At 71.7% G+C, this 20719-nt stretch carries 17 protein-coding genes; 8 read left to right on the top strand and 9 right to left on the bottom strand.

Annotated elements, in window-relative coordinates; all coding sequences use genetic code 11:
* Window position 1: 1 nt before the first annotated feature.
* Window positions 2-1189 (bottom strand): SGNH/GDSL hydrolase family protein, encoded by a 1188-nt coding sequence (locus ACWC0C_RS04945; RefSeq protein ID WP_450861640.1) that lies wholly within the window; start codon window positions 1187-1189, stop codon window positions 2-4.
* Between the two features lie 217 nt (window positions 1190-1406).
* Between ACWC0C_RS04945 and ACWC0C_RS04940 the strand changes: the two genes are divergently transcribed.
* Entirely contained in the window at window positions 1407-1535 is a 129-nt protein-coding gene (locus ACWC0C_RS04940) for a hypothetical protein (RefSeq protein WP_450861639.1), read from the top strand.
* A 52-nt stretch (window positions 1536-1587) separates the two neighbouring features.
* Here ACWC0C_RS04940 and ACWC0C_RS04935 read toward each other — a convergent pair whose 3' ends face one another.
* On the bottom strand, window positions 1588-2523 hold the full coding sequence (locus tag ACWC0C_RS04935) for an alpha/beta fold hydrolase (protein WP_450861637.1): 936 nt from the start codon (window positions 2521-2523) through the stop codon (window positions 1588-1590).
* 121 nt (window positions 2524-2644) lie between these two features.
* On the opposite strand from ACWC0C_RS04935, the gene ACWC0C_RS04930 reads away from it, so the two are divergent.
* On the top strand, window positions 2645-3247 hold the full coding sequence (locus tag ACWC0C_RS04930) for a TetR/AcrR family transcriptional regulator (RefSeq protein ID WP_449194654.1): 603 nt from the start codon (window positions 2645-2647) through the stop codon (window positions 3245-3247).
* Window positions 3248-3334: 87 nt separating this feature from the next.
* On the opposite strand, the gene ACWC0C_RS04925 is transcribed toward ACWC0C_RS04930, so the two are convergent.
* The 3 genes from ACWC0C_RS04925 to ACWC0C_RS04915 form a co-directional block, all read right to left on the bottom strand.
* Entirely contained in the window at window positions 3335-4771 is a 1437-nt protein-coding gene (locus ACWC0C_RS04925) for a DNA-3-methyladenine glycosylase 2 family protein (RefSeq protein WP_450861730.1), read from the bottom strand.
* Window positions 4772-4977: 206 nt separating this feature from the next.
* Window positions 4978-6087 (bottom strand): ribosome small subunit-dependent GTPase A, encoded by a 1110-nt coding sequence (gene rsgA / locus ACWC0C_RS04920; RefSeq protein ID WP_450861635.1) that lies wholly within the window; start codon window positions 6085-6087, stop codon window positions 4978-4980.
* Between the two features lie 330 nt (window positions 6088-6417).
* A complete protein-coding gene (locus tag ACWC0C_RS04915) occupies window positions 6418-7788 on the bottom strand; it encodes an alpha/beta hydrolase family protein (protein ID WP_450861633.1) in 1371 nt (456 codons plus the stop codon).
* Between the two features lie 658 nt (window positions 7789-8446).
* Here ACWC0C_RS04915 and ACWC0C_RS04910 point away from each other — a divergent pair.
* From ACWC0C_RS04910 to ACWC0C_RS04895, 4 genes are all read left to right on the top strand, one after another.
* The gene (locus tag ACWC0C_RS04910; protein WP_450861631.1) at window positions 8447-9031 is read left to right on the top strand and encodes an ImmA/IrrE family metallo-endopeptidase; all 585 of its coding nucleotides are present in this window, start codon (window positions 8447-8449) and stop codon (window positions 9029-9031) included.
* Complete coding sequence (locus ACWC0C_RS04905) at window positions 9024-10376, top strand: DUF6545 domain-containing protein (protein WP_450861629.1); 1353 nt, start codon at window positions 9024-9026, stop codon at window positions 10374-10376. The genes ACWC0C_RS04910 and ACWC0C_RS04905 overlap by 8 nt, the downstream gene beginning before the upstream one ends.
* A gap of 78 nt (window positions 10377-10454) precedes the next feature.
* A complete protein-coding gene (locus ACWC0C_RS04900) occupies window positions 10455-11804 on the top strand; it encodes an FAD-dependent oxidoreductase (protein ID WP_450861627.1) in 1350 nt (449 codons plus the stop codon).
* 41 nt (window positions 11805-11845) lie between these two features.
* Window positions 11846-12793 (top strand): squalene/phytoene synthase family protein, encoded by a 948-nt coding sequence (locus ACWC0C_RS04895; protein WP_450861626.1) that lies wholly within the window; start codon window positions 11846-11848, stop codon window positions 12791-12793.
* A 62-nt stretch (window positions 12794-12855) separates the two neighbouring features.
* On the opposite strand, the gene ACWC0C_RS04890 is transcribed toward ACWC0C_RS04895, so the two are convergent.
* The 4 genes from ACWC0C_RS04890 to ACWC0C_RS04875 all read right to left on the bottom strand — a co-directional run bounded on the left by ACWC0C_RS04890 (window position 12856) and on the right by ACWC0C_RS04875 (window position 17875).
* The gene (locus ACWC0C_RS04890) at window positions 12856-13581 is read right to left on the bottom strand and encodes a helix-turn-helix domain-containing protein (protein ID WP_450861624.1); all 726 of its coding nucleotides are present in this window, start codon (window positions 13579-13581) and stop codon (window positions 12856-12858) included.
* Between the two features lie 494 nt (window positions 13582-14075).
* On the bottom strand, window positions 14076-15560 hold the full coding sequence (locus tag ACWC0C_RS04885; RefSeq protein ID WP_450861622.1) for a cellulose binding domain-containing protein: 1485 nt from the start codon (window positions 15558-15560) through the stop codon (window positions 14076-14078).
* Window positions 15561-15798: 238 nt separating this feature from the next.
* Window positions 15799-17142, bottom strand: a complete 1344-nt coding sequence (locus tag ACWC0C_RS04880; RefSeq protein ID WP_449194663.1) for a radical SAM protein — start codon at window positions 17140-17142, stop codon at window positions 15799-15801.
* 58 nt (window positions 17143-17200) lie between these two features.
* Window positions 17201-17875: a pyridoxamine 5'-phosphate oxidase family protein gene (locus ACWC0C_RS04875; protein ID WP_450861619.1), complete on the bottom strand. Its 675-nt coding sequence runs from the start codon at window positions 17873-17875 to the stop codon at window positions 17201-17203.
* Window positions 17876-18033: 158 nt separating this feature from the next.
* Between ACWC0C_RS04875 and ACWC0C_RS04870 the strand changes: the two genes are divergently transcribed.
* On the top strand, window positions 18034-19305 hold the full coding sequence (locus ACWC0C_RS04870) for a D-arabinono-1,4-lactone oxidase (protein WP_450861617.1): 1272 nt from the start codon (window positions 18034-18036) through the stop codon (window positions 19303-19305).
* Window positions 19306-19447: 142 nt separating this feature from the next.
* The gene (locus ACWC0C_RS04865; protein WP_449194666.1) at window positions 19448-20713 is read left to right on the top strand and encodes an ROK family transcriptional regulator; all 1266 of its coding nucleotides are present in this window, start codon (window positions 19448-19450) and stop codon (window positions 20711-20713) included.
* Window positions 20714-20719: the final 6 nt, after the last annotated feature.

Here is a 20719-nt window from a genome sequence, read left to right as displayed (position 1 = left end):
GTCACCGCATCACCCCCAGGGCCAGGCGGACCGTGGAGGCGACCGCTGCCATGCCCGCGTCGTTGAAGTGCAGGTGGTCGCCGGGGTCGTAGCCGGGCTGGAGGCGGGTCGGGTCGGCCGGGTCGCGCAGGGCGGCGTCGGCGTCGGCGACCGCGTCGAAGGTTCCGCCGGTGCGGATGAAGGCGTTCACCCGCTGCCGTACCGCCTCGCGGGCTTCCGTGTAGGCGGGGAAGCCGCGGTACGGGGTGAGGGTGACCCCGATGACCCGGACGCCCCGGGCGTGGGCGCGGGCGACGAGCGTGCGGTAGGCGTCGGCGTACGCCGTGACGTCGGCGGCCGTCGGTGTGCCCTTGATGTCGTTGATGCCCTCCAGGACGACCAGGACCCGTACCCCGGCCCGGTCCAGCGCGTCGGCGTCCAGCCGGGCGAGGGCGTTCGGTCCGGCGCCGTCGTGCAGCAGACGGTTTCCGGAGATGCCGGCGTTGAGGACGCCGACCCGCTGCGCGCGCATCCCTTCGGCGAGCCGGTCGGGCCAGCGGTGGTTGGTGTCGGGCGTGGAACCGTTCCCGTCGGTCAGGGAGTCGCCGAACGCGACGATGCTGCCGGTGGTGGTGCCGAGGACGTCGACGCCGGTGACGTAGTACCAGCGGCTGATGAGGGTGGTGTAGGCGGCGCCGTCCTCGTCGGCGGCGCGACCCGCGCCGGCCGGGGCGACGTAGCTGGTCTGCAGGGCGGTCTGGTGGAAGGTCGCCGGGCCGCTGTCGCCGGGGGTGTAGACGGTGACGAGGAGGTCGGCGGCGGCCGGGACGGGCAGCGGCACCGGGTCGGTGACCGTGTCCTGGCCGGGCGGGACGGTGACGTCCCGGGCGCCGTGGAAGGTGGCGGTGCGCAGGGTGCCGGGCACGGCGTCGGCGCCGGGCGCCCTGCGCAGCGCGACGGTGACCGCGCCCAGGCGCAGGGGTGCGGTGCCGAAGCGGTTGCTGAGCCGGATGCGCACGGCCGTGCCGCCGACGCTGAGGTGGACGACGTTGCGGATGGCGGCGCCGGGCAGTGCGGTGGTCGTTCCCGACGGCGCGGTCTCCCAGCTGCCGGTCCAGGGCGGCGCCGCCGGCTCCGCGACGGCCGGCGCCGCCGTCCCCGGCAGCATCGCCAGCACCAGCACCGCGAGGACCCGTCTGACCCCGGCCATCTCCGCACCCACCCTTCCCCGTTGCCCGTCGGAGCAGACCGTGCCACACCGCCGGGCCGCGGCACCGCACCTTCTACGGCGGTCCACCCGCTCGGCGCAACCGGGCGTGGGGCGGCCGCCCTGGGGCCTGTCCGGATCCCGTCGCAGACGCGGGGTCTGGCAGGGCGCCCATCCGGCATCGCAGCGGCTGGTCCTGGCATCGCCGCGGCTGGGCCGCATGGCCACGATCGACCCGCGCGGCCGGCCGCAGGCGAACCCGGCGGGCTCCTTCGTCCAGGACGACGGCACGACCCTGATCGGCGGGTGCGCGGGGTCGGTATCCACGGCGAGGCCGAACTCCTCGTAGATTCACGCGATTTGGGCCCGCACCTCAGCAGGAGGAGCAGCGCACCGGCGCACTAGCGCGGGGTCGGCAGGCCGAGGTCGGCGGAGTCCATGAAGTCCAGCATCCGATCGTTGGCCAGTTCCGCGTGGTCGATCTGCGGGCCATGGCCGGTCCGGGAGATGATCTCGGCCCTGGCACCGGGGACCAGCCGGGGCACGCGTTCGACCTGCCGGTCGGGGTGCACCAGGAGGCTGCGCCTGCCGAGCACCAGGTACAACGGCGTGCGGATGGCGGCCAGTTCGGCCTCGGTCAGAGGCTGCGGCACCGGCCGGCGGATGCGGTAGGCGCGGACCCCGGTCCGGATCATGGTGCGCAGTTCCGGCACGATGAGGACGGGCTGCTCCAGCCAGGACGCGAGGCGGGGCCGCAGCGCCTTGGGGGCGAAGGTGGCGAACAGACTGACGAAGATCCACACGAAGAAACGCAGCCCCACCTTCTCCAGGCCACCGGGGTCGAGCAGCGTGACCGAGGCGAGGCGTTCCGGTGCGCGGTGCGCCTGGTTCAGGGCGAGCCAGCCGCCGTACGACGAGCCGACGAGGTGCACCTGGTCGAGTCCGAGGCCGGCGAGCGTCTCGTCCAGCCACTGTGCGGCGCGCTCGGGCTCGTGGATCGGTGCGCGCTGCACGGTGCGGCCCGGGTCGCCCGGGGTGTCGATGGCATAGACGGGCCGTTCGGCGCTGAGGGCTGGGGTGTTCGGGTACCACATGGCGGAGCAGGAACCGGCTCCGTGGACGAGGACCACGGGGGTGCGGTCGCGGGCGGCGGGGTCCTCGGGGTCGTAGCGGTAGACGTGGGTGGTTCCGAAGGAGGTCTCCACGTCCTCCTCCCAGGACGCGGGCGCGCCCAGCGCGTAGACCGCGTCGCAGGCCGCGAAGTAGCGCTCGCGCCAGGCGTCGCTGACGAAGCGGCCGACATCGGACTGGGAACGGGCTGCTGTGGACTCGGGCACGGCCACCTCCGGGGGCAGTCGGTCTTTGTGATACGAACGTACCACAAACGTGGTACGGCTGTATCATCAAAAACCGGGGCACCAAACCGGGGGCACCACGAGAAGAGCGGAGAGCCGGACGATGCCCAAGCGCGTGGATCACGCAGAGCGGCGCACGGAGATCGCCGAGGCGCTCGTCCGGGCCGCCGGGCGGCTCGGGCTGCACGCGGTGGGGATGCGCGACGTGGCGGCCGAGGCGGGCGTCTCACTGCGGCTGGTGCAGTACTACTTCGAGTCCAAGGAGAAGCTGCTCCTCTTCGGACTGCGCCATCTGGCCGGGAGGTTCGGGGAACGGGTGACCGCCCGGGTCGGCGCCGCCGGTGCCGACCCCGGCCCGCGGGCGGTGATCGAGGCGCTGCTGACGGCGGCCCTGCCGGTCGACGAGGAGAGCCGCCTCTTCCATCACCTCTACACCTCGTACGCCGTGCTGTCGGTGACCGACGCGGCCCTCGCCGCCCAGCCCTTCATCAAGGATCCCGACGCGGCCGAGACCACCCTCACCGGGCTGCTGCGGCAGGCGGCGGACGCCGGGCTGCTCCGCACCGGCGTGGACGCCCACACGGAGGCGGTCGGCCTGCTGGCCATGTCCGCGGGACTCGGCACCAGCGTCCTGGTGGGCCAGCGCGACGCCGAGTCCGCCACGACCGTCCTCCGCTACCACCTGGACCGGATCTTCCGGCCCTGACAGGCGGCGAGCCGTCCGCGGCGGCACGGAACGGCGTGGGCAACAACTACCCAATAGGCTGGGCCGGTTGGATCCAGCACACGGTCGTCATCGGTTCCACCGGTTCCACTCCCCCGCCACGCACAGATGCCGGACGGCGTACGAGCGCCAGGGCCGCCAGTCGTCGGGCACCTCAGCGCCGGGCGGGGCGACGTCCGGGTCACCGAGGGCGCGCACGCGCAGCACTGCGACGGTGGCCGGGTCCATACCGGGCAGGGCGAGCAGCGACTGCTGCGCGTCGTCGCGGTCGGCGCCCGGGTCCAGCCGTACGGTGCCGTCGGCGAGGGCGGCGGCGAGCGCGCCCAGCGGGCCGTCCGGCTCGGCCTCGGCGAGAGCGGCGGGCTCGGGGAAGAGATGGGTGAGGCTGCCGCAGGGCGCGTCGAGCACCTTGCCGCACCGCCGCACCAGCTCGGCCGCGCCGTCCGGGCCGGCCAGGGCGCGGACGGCGGGCTCCAGCGGGTCCACGGCGCCGGGCGAGCGCAGTCCGGGCCGGGCGGCGACCAGCGGGCCGAGCCGCGCATCGGCGCCGAGCCGCTCGTCGACGGCGTAGGGGTCGGCGTCGAGGTCGAACAGGCGCCGCAGCCGCTGCACCGCGGTGGTGAGGTCCCGGGGGTCGCTGAGGTGCAGCCGCGCATCGAGCCAGCCGCCCGGACGGGTTCCGCCCCCGGCCCTCGGCGCCCGGATGCGCTCCTCGACGGCGGCGATTCCCGTGCCGTACGGCAGCCGCAGCGTGCGCCGGTAGATTCGGCCGCCGGGCGCGCCGGACACCTCCTCGACACCGGCGACCGCCTCCTCGGCGAGCTGGTCGAAGACGGCGGCGGCCTGGTACGGGCCGCGGTAGGCGAGCCGCAGCGGGATCCCGGCGCCCGCAGCGGCCCGGCGGGCGCCCCGGCCCCGGGAGGCGCCCCGGCCCCGGGAGGCGCTCCGGCCCCGTGGGGCGGCCCGCAGCTCGGTGGGCGTCGAGTCGTACACCTCCCGGACGGTGTCGTTGAACTGCCGCACGCTGGCGAACCCCGACGCGAACGCGATCCCCGTGACCGGCAGGTCGGTGGTCTGCAGCAGCACCCGCGCGGTGTGCGCCCGCTGGGCCCGGGCCAGCGCCACGGGCCCGGCGCCGAGCTCCGCGGTGAGCTGCCGCTGGACCTGCCGGGCGCTGTAGCCGAGCCGCGCGGCGAGCCCGGCGACGCCCTCGCGGTCCACGACGCCGTCGGCGATCAGCCGCATGGCCCGCCCGACGACGTCCGCCCGCACATTCCACTCCGCCGACCCCGGCACGGCATCCGGCCGGCACCGCCGGCAGGCCCGGAACCCGGCGCCGTGCGCGGCAGCGGCTGTCGGGAAGAACCGCACGTTGTGCCGCTTCGGCGTCACCGCCGGACAGCTGGGCCGGCAGTAGATCCCGGTGGTCTCGACGGCAAAGAAGAAGACCCCGTCGAACCGCCCGTCCCTGCTGCGCACCGCCTCGTACCTGGCGTCTTCATCCATCACATGTTCCAGTGTGAGCCGGGATCAGGGGTGGGGCTAGCGGAAATCGGACGCACAGCTGAGCTGCGCTTTCCCATGCAGGCTGGGAAAACAGCCCGTCCGGCGTTTGAGGACGAGGCCGTGCGGGCCGAAGCGGGGGGCCCGGGGCGGCAGCCCCCGGCCCCCCGCACCAGCACCGGCACCAGCACCGGCACCGGCACCGGCCACTACCGCAAACGCCCCCGCTTGGCCTCCATCGCCGCCTTCCCCTCAGCCCCCTTCCGCTTCCAGTCCCGCCGGAGCTCCGCACGGACCCTCGCATCGGTCTTGGCCACGATCCACTGGTTCTCCCGCACCAGCTTCCGGTAGCTCTCCAGCCGGCGCTGAGGAAGCTCCCCGCCCTCCACAGCGGAGCGCACCGCACAGTCCGGCTCGCTCTCGTGGGCGCAGTCGTGGAACCGGCACCGCTCGGCCAGTTCCTCGATCTCGGAGAACACCCGGCCGACCCCGCTCTCGGCGTCGAACAGGCCGACACCCCGCAGCCCGGGTGTGTCGATGAGCACCCCACCCGACGGGAGGGCGAGCAGATTGCGCGTGGTCGTGGTGTGCCGCCCCTTGCCGTCCACGTCCCGCGCGGCCTGTACGTCCATGACGTCCGCGCCGACGAGGGCGTTGGCCAGCGTGGACTTGCCCGCGCCGGACTGGCCGAGCAGTACGGACGTACCGGAGCCGACGAGCGCGACGAGGACGTCGAGCCCGGCGCCGTGCAGGGCGCTGACGGTGAGCACGGGCACGCCGGGCGCGCTCGTCTCCACGTCCTGCACCAGGTGGCCCAGGGTGACGGGGTCCGGCACCAGGTCGGCCTTGGTGAGGACGACGACGGGCTGGGCGCCGGACTCCCAGGCCAGGGCGAGGAAGCGTTCCACGCGACCGAGGTCGAGGTCGACGGCGAGCGACACGGCGACGACGGCGTGGTCGACGTTGGCGGCGAGGATCTGCCCGTCGGACCGCTTGGAGGAGGTGGAGCGCACGAAGGCGGTACGGCGCGGCAGATACGCGCGGACATAACGCGGATCACCGTCGGGGTCGACAGCGACCCAGTCCCCCGTGCACACGACCTTCATCGGGTCCCGGGGAACGACGAACTCGGTGTCGGCACGGACAGCGCCGACGGGGGTGACGACGTCGCACTGACCGCGGTCGACACGCACGACACGACCGGGCAACAGACCTTGCCCGGCGTACGCGGCGAACTCCGCTTCCCATCCCTCGTCCCAGCCGTACGGGGCCAGAGGGTGCGACGAAGCGGAAGAAGCCGAAGGAGAAGAGAGATTCAAGGGGAACCCTTCAAAGGGGCAGCCCCGGCCGCGCGCACTCACAGGCGCGAAGAAGACAGGAAAGATCAGCCGGAGGCCACGGAGGTGGAGTGGATGAACTTCTGGTTGCGGGCAGCACCCGTCACAGAGACAGCCATCGGTCACACCTCCCGTTCTTCACTCGGCTGACGGCAGTGGCCGACAGTCACTGCGCGAAGCAGTCCTCACCCTAGAGGCACCCGCAATTCCGGCGCCATCGAATTTCTGGCAGGGTCACAGGCCGTGCCGGTCGGGCTTCGGCCCATCCGGAGGGCGGGCCCGCGTGCAGGGCCGGCCCTTCGGATGGCCCGGTCAGCGGACGAAGGAGATCTCCGGGTATTTCTTGTCGGGCCCGTCGAGCAAGGTGCCGTGCTGGTGGCGCAGTTCCTTGTCGAAGAAGGCGGCGAGGTAGACGCGCTGGATCTCGATCGCGCGGTTCGGGTCGAGCGTGCCGAGGATCTGCTGGAGTTGGGCCGGGGAGAGCCCGCGCAGGCTCGCCTCCTGCGGCAGCATCGCCTCCGTGTCGCCGAACGACAGGTGCGCCGAGCCCTTCAGCTGGATGTCGACCCGGTCTCCCTTCAGATGCGACCACAGCGTGCGCCACGACGAGTCGTTGTTGAGGTTGTGGGTGCCGGAGCTGAAGAGCATGAAGGGGCGGTGAAGGTCCTTGCTCGGCGCCGAGCCGAAGAACTGGCCGTCCAGGTCGGCGCCGGCGGCGATGCGGTGGTCGAGCTGCATGGCGGTGTCGACCGCCCCACCGCCCAGCGACCAGCCGAACATCCCGATGCGGGACATGTCCACGGCGTGCGACAGCCCGGTGGGGAGCCTGGCGTGGTCGACGTCCGGGTTGTGGCCCTTGTCGATCGCGCCGAGCTGGTCGATGACGAAGCGGATGTCGGCCGCGCGTACGTCGAGCGTGTCGCGGGAGTGCGCGCCCGCCGGCATGGTGTTGCCCTCGACCCGTCCGCCGGGGAACTGCACCTCGCTGGCGTCGTGGGTGTGGTCGACGGTGACGACGAGATAGCCGCGGCTGGCCAGGTCCTCGACGAGAGCGGTGCTCCCGGCGCGGTCCCCGTGCAGCCCGGCCGAGTACAGCAGGACGGGCAGCTTGCCGAGCTTGGTGTCGACCGGCGCGAGGACATGGCCCGCGGTCTTCGGCAGCGTCGCCTGTTGTGGCGTCAGGCCCTGGGAGGCGAGGAAGTGGGCGCCGGAGACTGACGGCATCCACGGCGCCGCGTAGTGGCCGCGGGTGGAGGCGGCCGGGTACCAGAACGACACCATCAGCTCGCGCGGCTTGTTACCGGGCACGAACGGGTCGGTGCGGGACTTGTCGACGAGGTGCAGGCTGAACGTGCCCACGCCATGGTGCCCGGTCGGTGCGGGCAGACTGAGCTGGAGTGCGGACGTGCCCGCGCGGGGCGTGACGGCTTCCGGACGGACGGCCGTGTGCTGTTTCGGCACCTCGTCGTGCTGGGGCGCCCAGGGCGCGTCGTCCTGGGCGCGCTGGTCGGGCTGGTCGGGCTGGTCGGGCTGGTCGGGCTGGTCGGGCTGGTCGGGCTGGTCGGGTGAGAATCCGGTGGCGGTGGGCTTGTTGGCCGTCTTCCCGGCGGCCATCGCCGGCGTCATCCCCGCACCCAGGGCGATGGCCAGCGTCCCCGCCGTACCGACCGCTCGGGCGATCACTCTGCGACGGTGGCGCGGGCGGCGGTGTTTCATGGGACCCCTTTGTTGGGCGGCGATCGAGGAACTGGCGATCGGATGTCGCACCCGTACCGCCGCAGTGGCCTACGGTTTTCGGGCCCCTGGCGTTCACCGCGGCGGCGGGCGGGACCCTGCGGCAGTGCCTCGCCGCTCGCACTGGCCGCGGTCGACGCGGACCACCCCTCCGGGCGGCAGGCTTTCGGAGTCGTAGGGTGCGGAAATGGTCCGCCCACGCCTCGTCCCAGCCGTCCGCCCGCTCGCGCGGCTGCGCGCTCAAGGGCCAACTCCTCCGCCGCATCGGCTTCACGGGCCGCGGTAGGCTGCCCACCCCTCGACGTTCCCGCCCTATAGTTGACGACGCGTTGGTCGACACGCTTTGAAACACAGTCCGGGTCTGGTGACTTGAACGCGGTTTCCGGGGTGTGGTCGGGGCAGGGTGAGGAGAACGGATGACGGGGTGGATCGCGCGATCCGCCACAGGAGCGGGCACCAGGGCAGTACAAGCGGGGCTTCCAGCCAAGCACCGGGCATGGCTCCCGCAACCGGGCGCTGCGCAGACCGCCACCCTCGTCGACGAGAGGTTCAACCGGCGCGCGGTGGCCGCGGTCCCAGGTGGAGGGGAACGAGGAGGCTGCCGATCGTGAGGACGGGCCGTGGGCGACCGGAATGGCCACGCTGGATCGGCACGCTCAGGGAAGAACTCGCCATACGCCGCGAAACCCATGCGGCTGCCCGGCAGATCCGCAGGGACTTGGGCCTTTCAAGCGTGCAGAGCATCGACGCTCTGGTGGAGCTCGTCGCAGAACGGCGCGGCACCCCCATCTCTGTACTGTACATCGACATGCCGCCCACCGTCAGCGCGTTTTCTCTCGCCACCCCGGACCAGGACTACATCGCGGTCGACGAGCACGCCAGTGAACTCACCCAAGTGAACTCCATCGCCCACGAACTGGGTCATTTCCTCTTCGACAAGGCGGAGGACGTCACGGTGCCTGTCGGGGCGAGTGACGGCAGCCCGCTGTCGAGGGAACTGGCGGTTCAGCTCACACCCGCGCTCAACCCCGATACGGTCACCGCGTTCTTCCAACGGTCCCACTACGACTCGCCGGTCGAGCGAAAAGTCGAGGCCTTCGCCACCGTGGCGCTGGACCGCAAGATCGCGCTCCAAGAGTCCGACGCGCATGGCTTCGCCTTCAGCTTCACCCACCGGAGGACTGGTGTCTGAGAGCAGCGCGACCACTGTCTACCTGGTGATCGCCGCCCTCCATCTGACGATCGCCGTCTGGAAGGCCTCTGCCTTCGTCCGTTCCCCTTCTTTCGGGCTGAGCCTGCAGGTTGCGACCCACGGACTGGGCGGCATCGTCTACGTCGTCGCCTCACCCTTCGGATACCGGAGTCTCGGTTCGGCGTCCGGTCAACCGTGGCTCCCTACGCTGCCGATCTACCTGGGCATCCTGTTGTGCTTCGGGACGCAGCACCTGTTGACCATCGTGTGGACCCCGTCCCGGTCGGATCAACCGCGGCGGGTCCGGCGGCAGATCGCTGCCTGGACGGTCGCCTACGGCATCGCCTTCGCGGTCATGGTCGTCACGTTTGTGACCACGGATCTCGGCGGACCGGTCGTTCCGCTCGAGTTCAATACCGCCCAGGTGAACCATCCGCAGGTGCAGGTCTTCCTCACTGTGTTTCTGACCATGCTCACCTGCGGAACGGTGCACACATGGCGTCGTACGCGACGCGCACGGGCCGACGACAAGGCGATCATGCACTCCGTCCGCTGGTACGGGCGCAGCATGCTCGTGACGTCCGGGTACGTGGTGTGCTCGGCGCCCGCGGCCGCGGCCGCCGCCCTCGGTCACCACCAACTCGACGACCTGGGCGTGCTGGGCTCCGCCTTCGGAGTCGTGGGATCCATCATGACGTGCTACGGAGTCTCCGGAGCGGCGTTGAGCAAGTGGCTCGGCGAACGTCGGGACATCGCGGTGCTGCAGCCGTTGTGGGATCTCGTCGTCGCCGGGGTCGACCAGGAACTGTCCCTGGGCTCGGGGCGCCGCCGGTCGGATCACAGCGACCGGCAGGCCTCAGCCGGTCCCGCGCGGTCCAAGCCGAATCGCATCTTCAATGTCCGGTGGACACTTCACCGACGAGTGATCGAGATCCTCGACGGAATCCGGCAGCTGGAACGGCGCGCCTGGATCAGCGACTTGCCGGCGCAGGCGGTCGCGGGCCTGTACAGCGAGGCCATGAAGACCGACGCCTTGCGAAGCCAGCTGGGCCTGGGGAAGAAGGGCCTGTCCCCCCACGAGCTCGAAGCCGCTGCCACGGCCGCGGTCCTGCGTGACGCGGTCGAACGACTCCAGGCGGCAGGCCCGGACGGCGCGGCACCGGCCGCTTCTGCCGGGCCGGCGCTGTTCGCCCCGGGAAAGAACACGCCCGCCGCTCAGGAGAGGACCCGCCTGGTGCGCCTGGCCCGGGCGCTCCGCTCCCCGCTGGTGGACTCGTCACTCCAGGTGGTCCGCTCTGCCCAGGAGGGCGAAGGGGTGCCCCGGGCTCGCACAGCGGCACGATAGTGTCCCGTCCGGTCGCTCTTCTCGGCGACGCACCCATTCGAACGGAGCTGAGCCGTCACGGGCTCGGAGGGGAGCCCCGTGCAACGGGCAGTTGTGCTCGGTGGAAGCTACGCGGGCCTGTTGGCGGCCCGCGTGCTGAGCGACTTCGCCGAAGAGGTCGTCATCGTGGAACCAGACCACCTCGACGGTGAGGCAACCGGCCCAGGCGCACCGCACCGGCACCAGTTGCACGCCCTGCTCGCGATGGGGCACGCGCAGCTGGAACGCTGGTTTCCCGGCATCACCGGGGAGATGACCGCGCAGGGCGCCCTGGTCGGCAGCGGCCGAGCGGTCCGGTTCTACGTCGACGGCAGGCCACGCCCACCCCTGGACGACGTCGAAATGCTCGGCGCCACACGCCCGTTCATCGAGCGCGCCGTACGACGGCGCACGCGAGACCTGCCCAACGTGCGCTTCCTCACCGGCCGCGGCCAAGGACTCCTGGTGCGGGGCGACCGCGTGTGCGGCGTCCGCTACACCCCGGCCGGGCACGAACACGAGCACAGGCACGAACACGAGCACAGGCACGGGCACGAGACGACGCTCGCCGCCGACCTCGTCGTCGATGCCATGGGGCGCTCGAGCCGCCTGAGCGCTTGGCTCGAGCAGGAGGGGTGGCCCATGCCGCCTGTGGAGCGGATGCGGATCGACCTCGGCTACGCCACGGCCACCTTCCACCGGGGCAGCGAACTCCCGGGGACGGTGATCGCGCACTCCACCCCGGGACCCGACAGCGGCTACCAGCCCGCACGCTGCGAACCCGGAGCACTCGCGGCGGTCGAGAACGGCCGGTGGACGGTCGTCCTGGCCGGTTACGCCGGTCACCGCCCCACCAGGGACCCGCGGGAGTTCGTCGCCAGAATGCGACGTTGCGTCGCCCCGCTGCGGGAGGTCGCCGACCACTGCGCGCTGCAGGGCGATGTCGGCACGTTCTCCTTCCGTGAGAGCCGGCGCCGCCTGTTCCGCGCGACAAGTCGCTTCCCGGGCGGACTGGTCGCGGCGGGCGATTCCATGGCCTCCGTCAACCCGGTCTACGGGCAGGGACTCACCCTCGCGGCCCTGCAGGCCGGCGCGCTCGCCACGTACCTGCGCTCCGGAGCCGCGCCGCACGCCCCGGCCTGGGACTACTTCCGTCGCGCGGAGGTCTTCATCGACGCCGGGTGGAAACTGTCCACGACCGCCGACCTGGCCCAGCCCCACGTCACCGGTCCCTATCCACGCGGTTATCCCCTGATCCGCTGGGTAGGCGACAAGATCACACAAGCATCGGTCCGGGATCCGGAGATCAACCGCGCCTACATGGACGTCGTCCACATGCGACGGCCTCCGCGAACCCTCACCCGCCCCCGTGTCCTGCTGCGCACGGCCCGCGTCCTCCTGGACCGCTGACCGTCCGTGCCCGTACCGGAACCACCAACCGAAGGAGAGCAGTGCCCCGATGGCCCGCGGCCCTGACCGAGGCCGGCATCACTGACCCGACACTGCGGCGAGCCTACGACGCCCAGCGCGACCTGGTACGCAAGTACGCCCTCCACCAGTACCTCGCCACCCGGCTGCTGCTCCCCGCGAAGCTCCATCCGTCCGTCGTCGCCATGGTGGCCTTCATGCACGAAACCGACGAGCGGATCGACGCCGGAGAGGTCGGCGCCCGCAAGGAAGCACTGAGTTCATGGCACCATGAGGTCACGGAGGCACTCGATGCCGTCCCCGGCCCGGGGGCTCCCGCGTCCACTCTGCTCCGGGCGCTCGCCGACACCGCACGCCGATGCCCGCACACGGCTGCGCGCGTGCACGACTTCCTGGACGGGGCGCCCGTCGAGGCCGAATGGACCGGCTTCGACAGCGAGGCCGACTACCAGGCCTACATCGACCGTTACTCGCTGCCCGCCCTGATGCTCACCGCGTCGCTGATCGCGCCGGCGCCGACCGCAGGTGTGGACGAGTTGTTCCGCCAGGGATGCCGGGCGCTGATCGAGGGGTGGCAGCGCATCGACTTCCTGGCCGATCTCGCCGAGGACGCCGAGCAGGGCCGCATCGGCATCGCGACCGAGGAACTTCACCGGTACGGGCTGACCGTCGAGGACCTGCGAAGCAAGTCGCAGGCACGCGTTCCCGCTCTGGGGCGGCTGGTCGGCGCGCAGGCCGATCTCGCCGAGACCGCGCTCACCGCGTGCCGGGGACTGCCTGATCTGGTCGACGCGCCCTACCGGCCGTTCCTGCGAGCCCTGATCTCCCTTCAGGTGCTCCAGCTCCAGGCCGTACGACGCAAGGGGGGTGACCTCCTGCACGGCGGGGCGCGACCGTCGATCCCAGCCTCTCTCCGCGTCCTGGCGCGGCAGTATCGCGCCGCGAGAAGCGTGCGGCGCCCATCGAGGTGACGGACGGTCTCCCCGGGCCGGCCGGGCGCCACGAGGCCGCGGACCGCATCCAGGAGCTGTCGTCAGTCGTCGTGCTTGGCCAGGCCGACCGCGTTTCTGAGGATGCCCATCACGCTCCTGCGGTGCTTCGCCGGCAACGAGCGCATCGTGGCAGCGAGTTCGCTGAGTTCGGGGTCCTCGTCGCCACCGGTCGCAGCCGCCGGTGCCTGGGACGCGCGCTGGGCCGTTTCGACCACCTGGTGGATCGCCGCCTGCAACTGCCGTGACAACTGGTCACTGCCGGCCGACACGCTTCCCCGCAGAGCCACGCGCTGCACCTGCCGGCCCTTGAGTTCGGCGATCAGACGTGCCTGTTCCAGGACGGGCTCAAGGGCCGTCAGGAGAGCCGTCTTCGGACCGAGCGTGAAGAAGCCCGGGGCGTTGAAGAACTCCGCCAGGTCCTTGCTGACGTCGAATCCCGGGTTGCGCGAGCCGTTCAGCAGGTTGGTGATCGTGGACTTGGCCACGCCGACGGCATCGGCGACCTCCTGGAACGTGTGCTTGCGCCCGTTCTCCTTGAGCCTCGTGTCCAGGAGGAACCGCAGGCGGTCCTTGAAGGGCGGGTCGACCTCCTCGGGAGCGACGCACTCCCCTGCGAAGAGTTTGCGGACCGTCGCCTCGGCGATGCCCGTTTCATGGGTGAGCCGGTCGAAGTTGATCACCTCGATGGTGTGGCCCAGTTCTTCGAGCTCCGCCTTGATCGATGCCAGGGCCGCCGCGACGTCCTCCACCCCGGTGGTCTTCTCCATAAACAGGCGGTCTCCTGCTTCGTCGTCGGTAAACCCGCGTGGGCGGCGCACTGAAGGTTAGCGCCAGAAGGGTGCGCACCGCACCAACGGGGTCACATTTGTAGCCCATCGAGGGGTCCCGATGGATGATCTAGGCGTCAATTGACATCCGTGAGTGAGTGCAGCATGATCCCTGATCGTGATGGAGTTCTCGCCTCCGCAGGAGACATGAATGAGCGTTACATCATCACGGCCCTCGCCGCTCACCGCGTCTTCGAGATGACCCCTCCCCGTCACGACGGACTCGGAGATCACCTCACTCGTCGGTCGAGGTGGCAGTGCTGACCTGCGACAGGAGGGCGTCGCGGTGGACTGGACGGCTGTGCGCTGGGGCGAGTCCCGGTGCCGGCCCCTGAAACTCCGACGGTCACACCGCCACAGGGGAGCGGTGTGGCCGTCGGATCGATCGAGTACGCGGGCCTCCGCGACACGGCGACGATGTTCGCCGCCCGTGCTCATCCGGCCGTGCAGGACGCCCCGTTCAGCGTGAAGCCGTACGGCGCCCGGTTTCTTCCCTGCCAGGTGCCGATGAACCCGAACGACAGGGTGCCGTGCGCGGCGACGGTCTTGTTGTAGTCGGCGGCGGTGGCGGTGACGCGGGAGCCGTCCTGGTGGACGGTGGCGTCCCACATCTGGCCGACCTGCTGGCCGTCGCGGAAGGCCCAGGACACGCTCCAGCCGTCGAGGGGCCGACCGGTGGTGACCGTGACGGTGGCCTGGAAGCCGTCGGGCCACTGGTTGACGAGGTCGTAGGCGACCTGGCAGCTCGCGGCGGGCGCGGATGCGGTGGTGCGGCCGGGGGCGGGCCAGTGCGCGGCCGAGGAGGTGGTGCCCTGCGGTTCGGGGTCGGGCCGCTCCCGGCCGGAGGCGGCTGTCGTACGCACTGCGGAGGGGCCGGCGGCGGGTGCCGTCGGCGAGGCCGGACGGGTGGTGGGGCGGGAGAGGCTGGGGTCGGCGATCGGCCGGCTGTTCTCGCGGGCGGCGGCGGAGTCGCCGCCGGAGTCGCCGAACGGCATCATCGACACGCCGAGCGCCAGCGCCGACAGCAGCACGGCGGCGGCGAGCAGGCTGCCGCGCAGGACGCGGCTGCGGCCGGTGCCCTCCTCCGGATCGTCGCCGGCGGGGTCGGCACCGCCGGGGCGGCCGGCGCCGAGGCGGACCTCGGCGGCGCGGCGGCGGCGTTCCAGGTAGGCGAGGCCGCCCCAGCCGATGACCCCGCCGGCCAGCGCGGCGGGCAGCCCGCCGCCGTGCAGGCGCAGGCACGCGGCGGCCTCGGCACACCGCACGCACGTGGCGAGGTGCCGGGAGAGGTCGTCGGGGGTGCCGGCGGCCGGCGAGCGGGTGACCGCGTCGAGCAGACGGGCGTAGGAGCGGCACTGCGCGTCCATCGGGGTGTCCAGGTGGGCGCGGCGGCAGCGGTCCCGGAACAGGGTGCGGACCTGGTCGAGTTCGTCGGCGACGGTGGCCGGGTCCAGGCCGAGCCGGCGGGCGACGGTGGGCAGGGGCAGTGCCTCCACCTCGGCCAGCCACAGCAGCGCCGCGTCGGCCTCCTGCATGTCCCTGAGGCCGCGCAACGCGACCGGGCGCTCCAGCGGCGGCCCCGAAAAGCGGGCGGCCTTACCGGAGTTGAGCCACAGTCTGAGGTCGGGGTCGAGCTTGTGCCCCTGCCCGTCGGCCTCCCAGGCGGCGGCGGTGTCGCGTACGGCGGTGAGCAGCGCCGGGATGGTGGGCAGCCGTGCGGTACGCCGGCCCGCGCCGCGCACATGGGTGCTCGCGGCGGCGCGGACCTCGCGCATGCCGAGCGTGAACGCCTCGGTCGCCAGTTGATGGGCCGTCAGGGACCCGGAGGTGCACAGGTCCGCGTAACTGAGCACGGCGTCCCAGCCCTCCGAGAACAGCGCGGACTCGGTGGCGTCCTTGGGGGTCGGCAGGTCGGGCATGGGACTCCTGCATCCACGAACGAGGGCAACTCACCACATGAGGAAGGGAGTTGCGAGGGAACCTCGCGGCAGGGCACAGAGCCTTTCACGCCCTTGACACAACTGACAAGCGGCCTGTTCACATCCGGTTACCGGGGGTGGCGGGCCGGCTGCGTGACGCGATGGGCCCGCAACTCCGGCCTCCTGTACGGATGCGGGCGCCGCTGTACTCACCGTCCGGCCGGCCCGGTGCGCGGGATCACACCTCGGCCGGCACCTCCGCGGCGTCCGCCACCGGGTCACCGGCGGACAGGCTGTCCATGAAGGAGCTGACGGAGAAGACCGCGCGGCCGGGTCCGGGCGGGCCGTAGCCGGGCGGGGAGGAGAGCCCGAAGTCGTCCATCGTCTGGCGATAGGCCTGCAGCAGCCGGATGTGGTACTCCAGCGGAGCGCCCTGCGGGTTGGCCTTGCCGAGCGGGGTGGTGGGCTCCGGGCACCAGGTGGTGAAACGGGGCGTGATGCCGTGCGACATGAAGAAGCGCAGGCCCTCCGTCGTGGACGCGATCGCCTCGTCGACCGTGGTGAAGCCGAACGGCTCGGCCATCTCCACGCCCGCCACGAAGTTGGGGATCACATTGCGTGCGCCGAACACCTCGGCCGAGTCCAGGATCCGCTTGTGCCACTCGTCCCGGCCGACGTACCGCTCCTTGCCGGGGCAGTACAGCTCGAACAGCCGGCGGTCCCACACCTCGAAGTTGGGGTGGTAGATCTGCACGCCGTAGTCCTTGAACCGCTGCACGTCCGCCTTGGGCAGCGCCTGCGCGACGACCTTGCCGATCCAGCGGCCCGGGAAGCGCTCCTCGATGGCCTTGGCGTAGTGGCCGTAGAAGTCGGCCTCGTCCCGGCCCGCGACCGTCTTGGTGATCGCGCCGCCGGTCAGCGTGTATGCGGTCGACGCCCGCTGGGTGTCGTACCGGTCGATGATCTCCAGGGCCTCGAGGACCTCCTCGACGTCCTTGACTCCTGTATACGGTCGACCGGCGGCCTTGTGCTGGCGCCAGTTGTGGTTGATGTCGCAGTACTGGCACTCCTCCTTGGCGCCGAAGTACTGGCAGACCCGGAAGACGGTGAGGTAGATCAGATAGCCCCACTGGATGGTCGGGGCCACCTCCATCACGGACTTCCCGTTGGAGAGGGTGTGCCGGTAGTACTCCGGCATGGGCGGCACACCGACGTCGGCGATCCGCTTCCCGTCGAGGTAGAGCCCGAGCAGCCCCTCGTCGTCGGCGGCGACCCGGTAGGGCGAGGCGGGGTTCACCCGTACGGAGACAACCGTACGCCGCAGGTCGTACGGCCCACCGGTGAGGATGATCTCCTCCGGGGGCCGGCGCAGCGCGGCCTCGCCCAGCTCGGGCAGGGTGCCGTGGTCGAAGGAGAAGATGAAGTACGACTTCGGCTTGACCTCGCCGCCCTCGTTGTCACTGAGGGCGGACGGGTCGAAGGCGACACCGCCGCGGAGCAGATCCTCCTTGAAGACGGCTTCCCGTGGCACGTGCGGGAACCGTTCCATCAGATCCTCGACCAGCGCGGTACGACTGCCCATCCGTCTGTCTCCTCCCGGCTCAGGCGTACGACTTACACCGTATGCCCCCGCCTGCGGCTCAACCGTGCCGGGTCCCCGCACGGCGCGCGATGTGGTCCGGTACGGCGGTCCGGGCCGGCAGCGCCGGGTCGGGTTCCGGGGTGCCCCAGACCGTGGTCAGCGGCAGGACCCCGGCCCACAGGCCGAGGGCGGCGTCGGGTCCGTCGCCGTCGTCCGGGGCGCCGGTACGGATCTTGACGGAGGCCTCTTCGAGGGAGAGGGCGAGGAGGGTGGTGGCGGCCAGCTCCTTGCGGCTGGGGCGGCGGGCGTACGACCACTGACCCGGCGCGGAGTGCTCCGTGAGCCGGCGCAGGCCCTCCAGCTTCTCCTCGGGGTCGGTGACCTTGCGGGCCGTGCCGTGGATCATGGCGCTGCGGTAGTTGACGCCGTGCTCGAAGACGGACCGGGCGAGCACGAGCCCGTCCACGTGGGTGACGGTCACACACACCGGCGTGTCACCGGCGAGGCTTCGGCTGGCCACGGACCCGTGCAGATACAGCCAGCGCTCGTCCCGCCCGTACACCGTGGGCACGACGACCGGCCGCCCGTCGACCAGCACGCCGAGGTGACAGACGAAGGCGGCGTCCAGGATCGCCTCCAGCTCCGCCCGCTCCCGGCTGCCCTGCTCGCGCAGGCGGCGGTGGCGGGTGCGGTCGGTGACGGGCAGGCGGGCGGGAAGCGGTTCCTGAGTCATGAGCGGGACGGTACCGATATCGCAGCAGTGGAGCCAGTGATATTCGAGATGCATCAATCAATGTCCGTCTGGACAACGAAATCCGCAGCAAGCCTCCCTCCCGGGTCATGCTGGATGAGAGGGTCGGCCCACACGTACTCTCCGGGAGGGACGCAGCTGTGACAGGGACGGCCAAGACCCGCGGGACGATCACCAACTGGGCGCGGACCGTCAGCTACACCCCGCGGCAGTTCCACCGTCCGCGCACCGTCGACGTGCTCGCGGCACTGGTGGCGCGGAGTGAGCGGGTGCGGGTGCTGGGCAGCGGGCATTCCTTCAACCGGATCGCCGACCCGGGCCCGGACGGCGTGCTGCTGTCCACCGCTGGTCTGCCGCGGGAGATCGACGTCGACACGGCGGCGCGCACGGTCCGGGTGTCGGGCTGGGCCCGCTACGCCGAACTGGCCCGCACGGTCCACGCGCACGGTCTCGCCCTGCCCAACATGGCCTCCCTGCCGCACATCTCGGTGGCCGGTTCGGTGGCCACGGGCACGCATGGCTCGGGCGTGGACAACGGCCCGCTGGCGTCGGCGGTCCGGGAGGTGGAGATGATCGTCGCGAGCGGCGACACCGGGACGATGGGCCGGGACGACCAGCGGTTCGACGGTGTCGTGACCTCCCTCGGCGCGCTCGGCGTCGTCACGGCGCTCACGCTCGACCTGGAGCCGGCGTACGAGGTGGAGCAGCGGGTCTACACCGAACTCCCGCTGGAGGGGCTGGACTTCGATGCCGTGGCGGCCGCGGGGTACAGCGTGAGCCTGTTCACGGACTGGCGGAAGCCGGGCTTCAGACAGGTGTGGGTCAAGCGGCGCACGGACCGGCCGGCGGTGGACTTCCCGTGGGCCGCGCCCGCGGCGGGCCCGCTGCACCCGGTGCCGGGCATGCCCGCGCGCAACTGCACCGAGCAGCTGGGCGTGCCCGGGCCGTGGCACGAGCGGCTACCGCACTTCCGGGCGGAGTTCACGCCGAGCAGCGGGGAGGAGATCCAGTCGGAGTATCTGCTGCCGCGGTCGACTGCGGTCGAGGCGCTGTATGCGATCGACGGTATCCGGTCGGCGGTCGCCGGTGTCCTGCAGACCTGCGAGGTGCGTACGGTCGCCGCCGACAGGCAGTGGCTGAGCCCGGCCCACGGACGGGATTCGGTCGCGCTGCACTTCACCTGGGTGCGGGACGAGACGGCAGTGCTGCCGGTGGTGCGCCGACTGGAGGAGGTGCTGGAGCCGTTCGACTCGCGCCCGCACTGGGGGAAGGTCTTCCAGATCCCCTCGGCCGTACTCCGCGGCCGCTATGCACGGTTGCACGACTTCCAGGCCCTGGCCCGCCCCGTGGATCCTTCCGGCACGTTCGCCAACGCCTTCGTGCGGGACCTGCTCGGCCTCCCCTACGACTGAGGGCCGCTCGGGCGGGACTTCCTCCAGCCCCTTTCCTAATCCCTTGTAGAAACCCCCTCCGAGCCCATAGTCTGACGCCCGCGCCGGTGTCGATTGTCGCCCCGACGCAGTCCGGCTGGACGGGACGGGAGGGGCAGCCGCGTTGAAGCGCACATCACGTGACATCCGCACCGCGAACCGCTACGAGGTGCTGCGCCAGATCATCGCCGAGTCTCCCACCTCCCGGCAGGAGCTGGCCGCCGCCACCGGACTGAGCCTGGCCACGGTCGCCACGCTGGTCGGCGAGCTGCTGGACCTACGCATGATCACCGAGGTGGGTTTCGAGGACTCGGCCGGCGGCCGCCCCCGCGGCCTGGTGGCCGTCAACGCGTCGGGGGGCGCGTTGATCGGCGTCGACATCGCGGAGACCTACGTCCACGTCGAGCTGTTCGACCTGGCGCTGAACGTGCTGGCCCGCGCCGACGAGGACATGCGGCCCGGCGAGAGCCGCCCGGAGCAGGTGGTCGGCCATGTGGCCGCCGCCGTGGGCTCGGTGGTGGCGCAGGCCGGGGTCGAGGCGGCCCGGGTGCTGGGGGTCGGGGTGAGCGTGCCGGGCCAGGTCGACCGGGACACCGGCGTCGCCGAGTACGCGCCCAACTGGGACTGGCACGACGTGCCGTTGCTCGATCTGCTCGCCGAACACATCGCCTACCCCCTGCACTTGGACAATCCGCTGCGCGCCTGCGCGGTGGCCGAGCTGTGGTTCGGGGCCGCCCGGGGCCGCGGGGACGCGGTCGTGGTCAATCTGGGCACGGGGGTCGGCGCCGGTCTCGCCCTCGGCGGCGGGCTGCACCGGGGCGTGAGCAACAGCGCCGGTGAGTGGGGCCACACCACGCTGGTGCTGGACGGCCGGCTCTGCCACTGCGGCAACCACGGCTGTGTCGAGACGTACGTCGGCGCGCCCGGCATCATGCAGAACCTGCGCGAACTCAGCCCGCGCTCCCCCCTGTTGCACCCCGAGGACCAGACAGCCACCATCGACGCGCTGGCCCGCGCGGTCGCCGCCGGCGACCCGGTCGCGGTCAAGGTGGTCCGGGACACCGCCCGTTACCTGGGCGCCGGCATCTCCGACCTGATCAATCTGCTCAACCCCGAAGTGGTCGTGCTCAGCAGCTGGGTCGCCGCCCGGCTGGGCGAGCCGCTGCTCGACGAGGTCCGCCAGGCGGTCGCCCGGCACGCGCTGCGTCGGCCGCTGGCCGCCACCGAGATCGTCCTCTCCCCGATCCCCACCGACCCGGTCTCCCTCGGCGCGGCCACGTTCGCGCTGGAGGGGGCGCTGCAGTCCGTCGGGCAGAGGCAGGGCACCACCAAGGGCACCGCCAAGCGCACCACCGCCCTCGCAAGGAGCCGTACCGCACCGCCTTCATGACGACGG

It is taken from the genome of Streptomyces sp. NPDC001709, from assembly GCF_053596375.1.
This window is presented reverse-complemented; position numbering and strand designations above follow the sequence as displayed.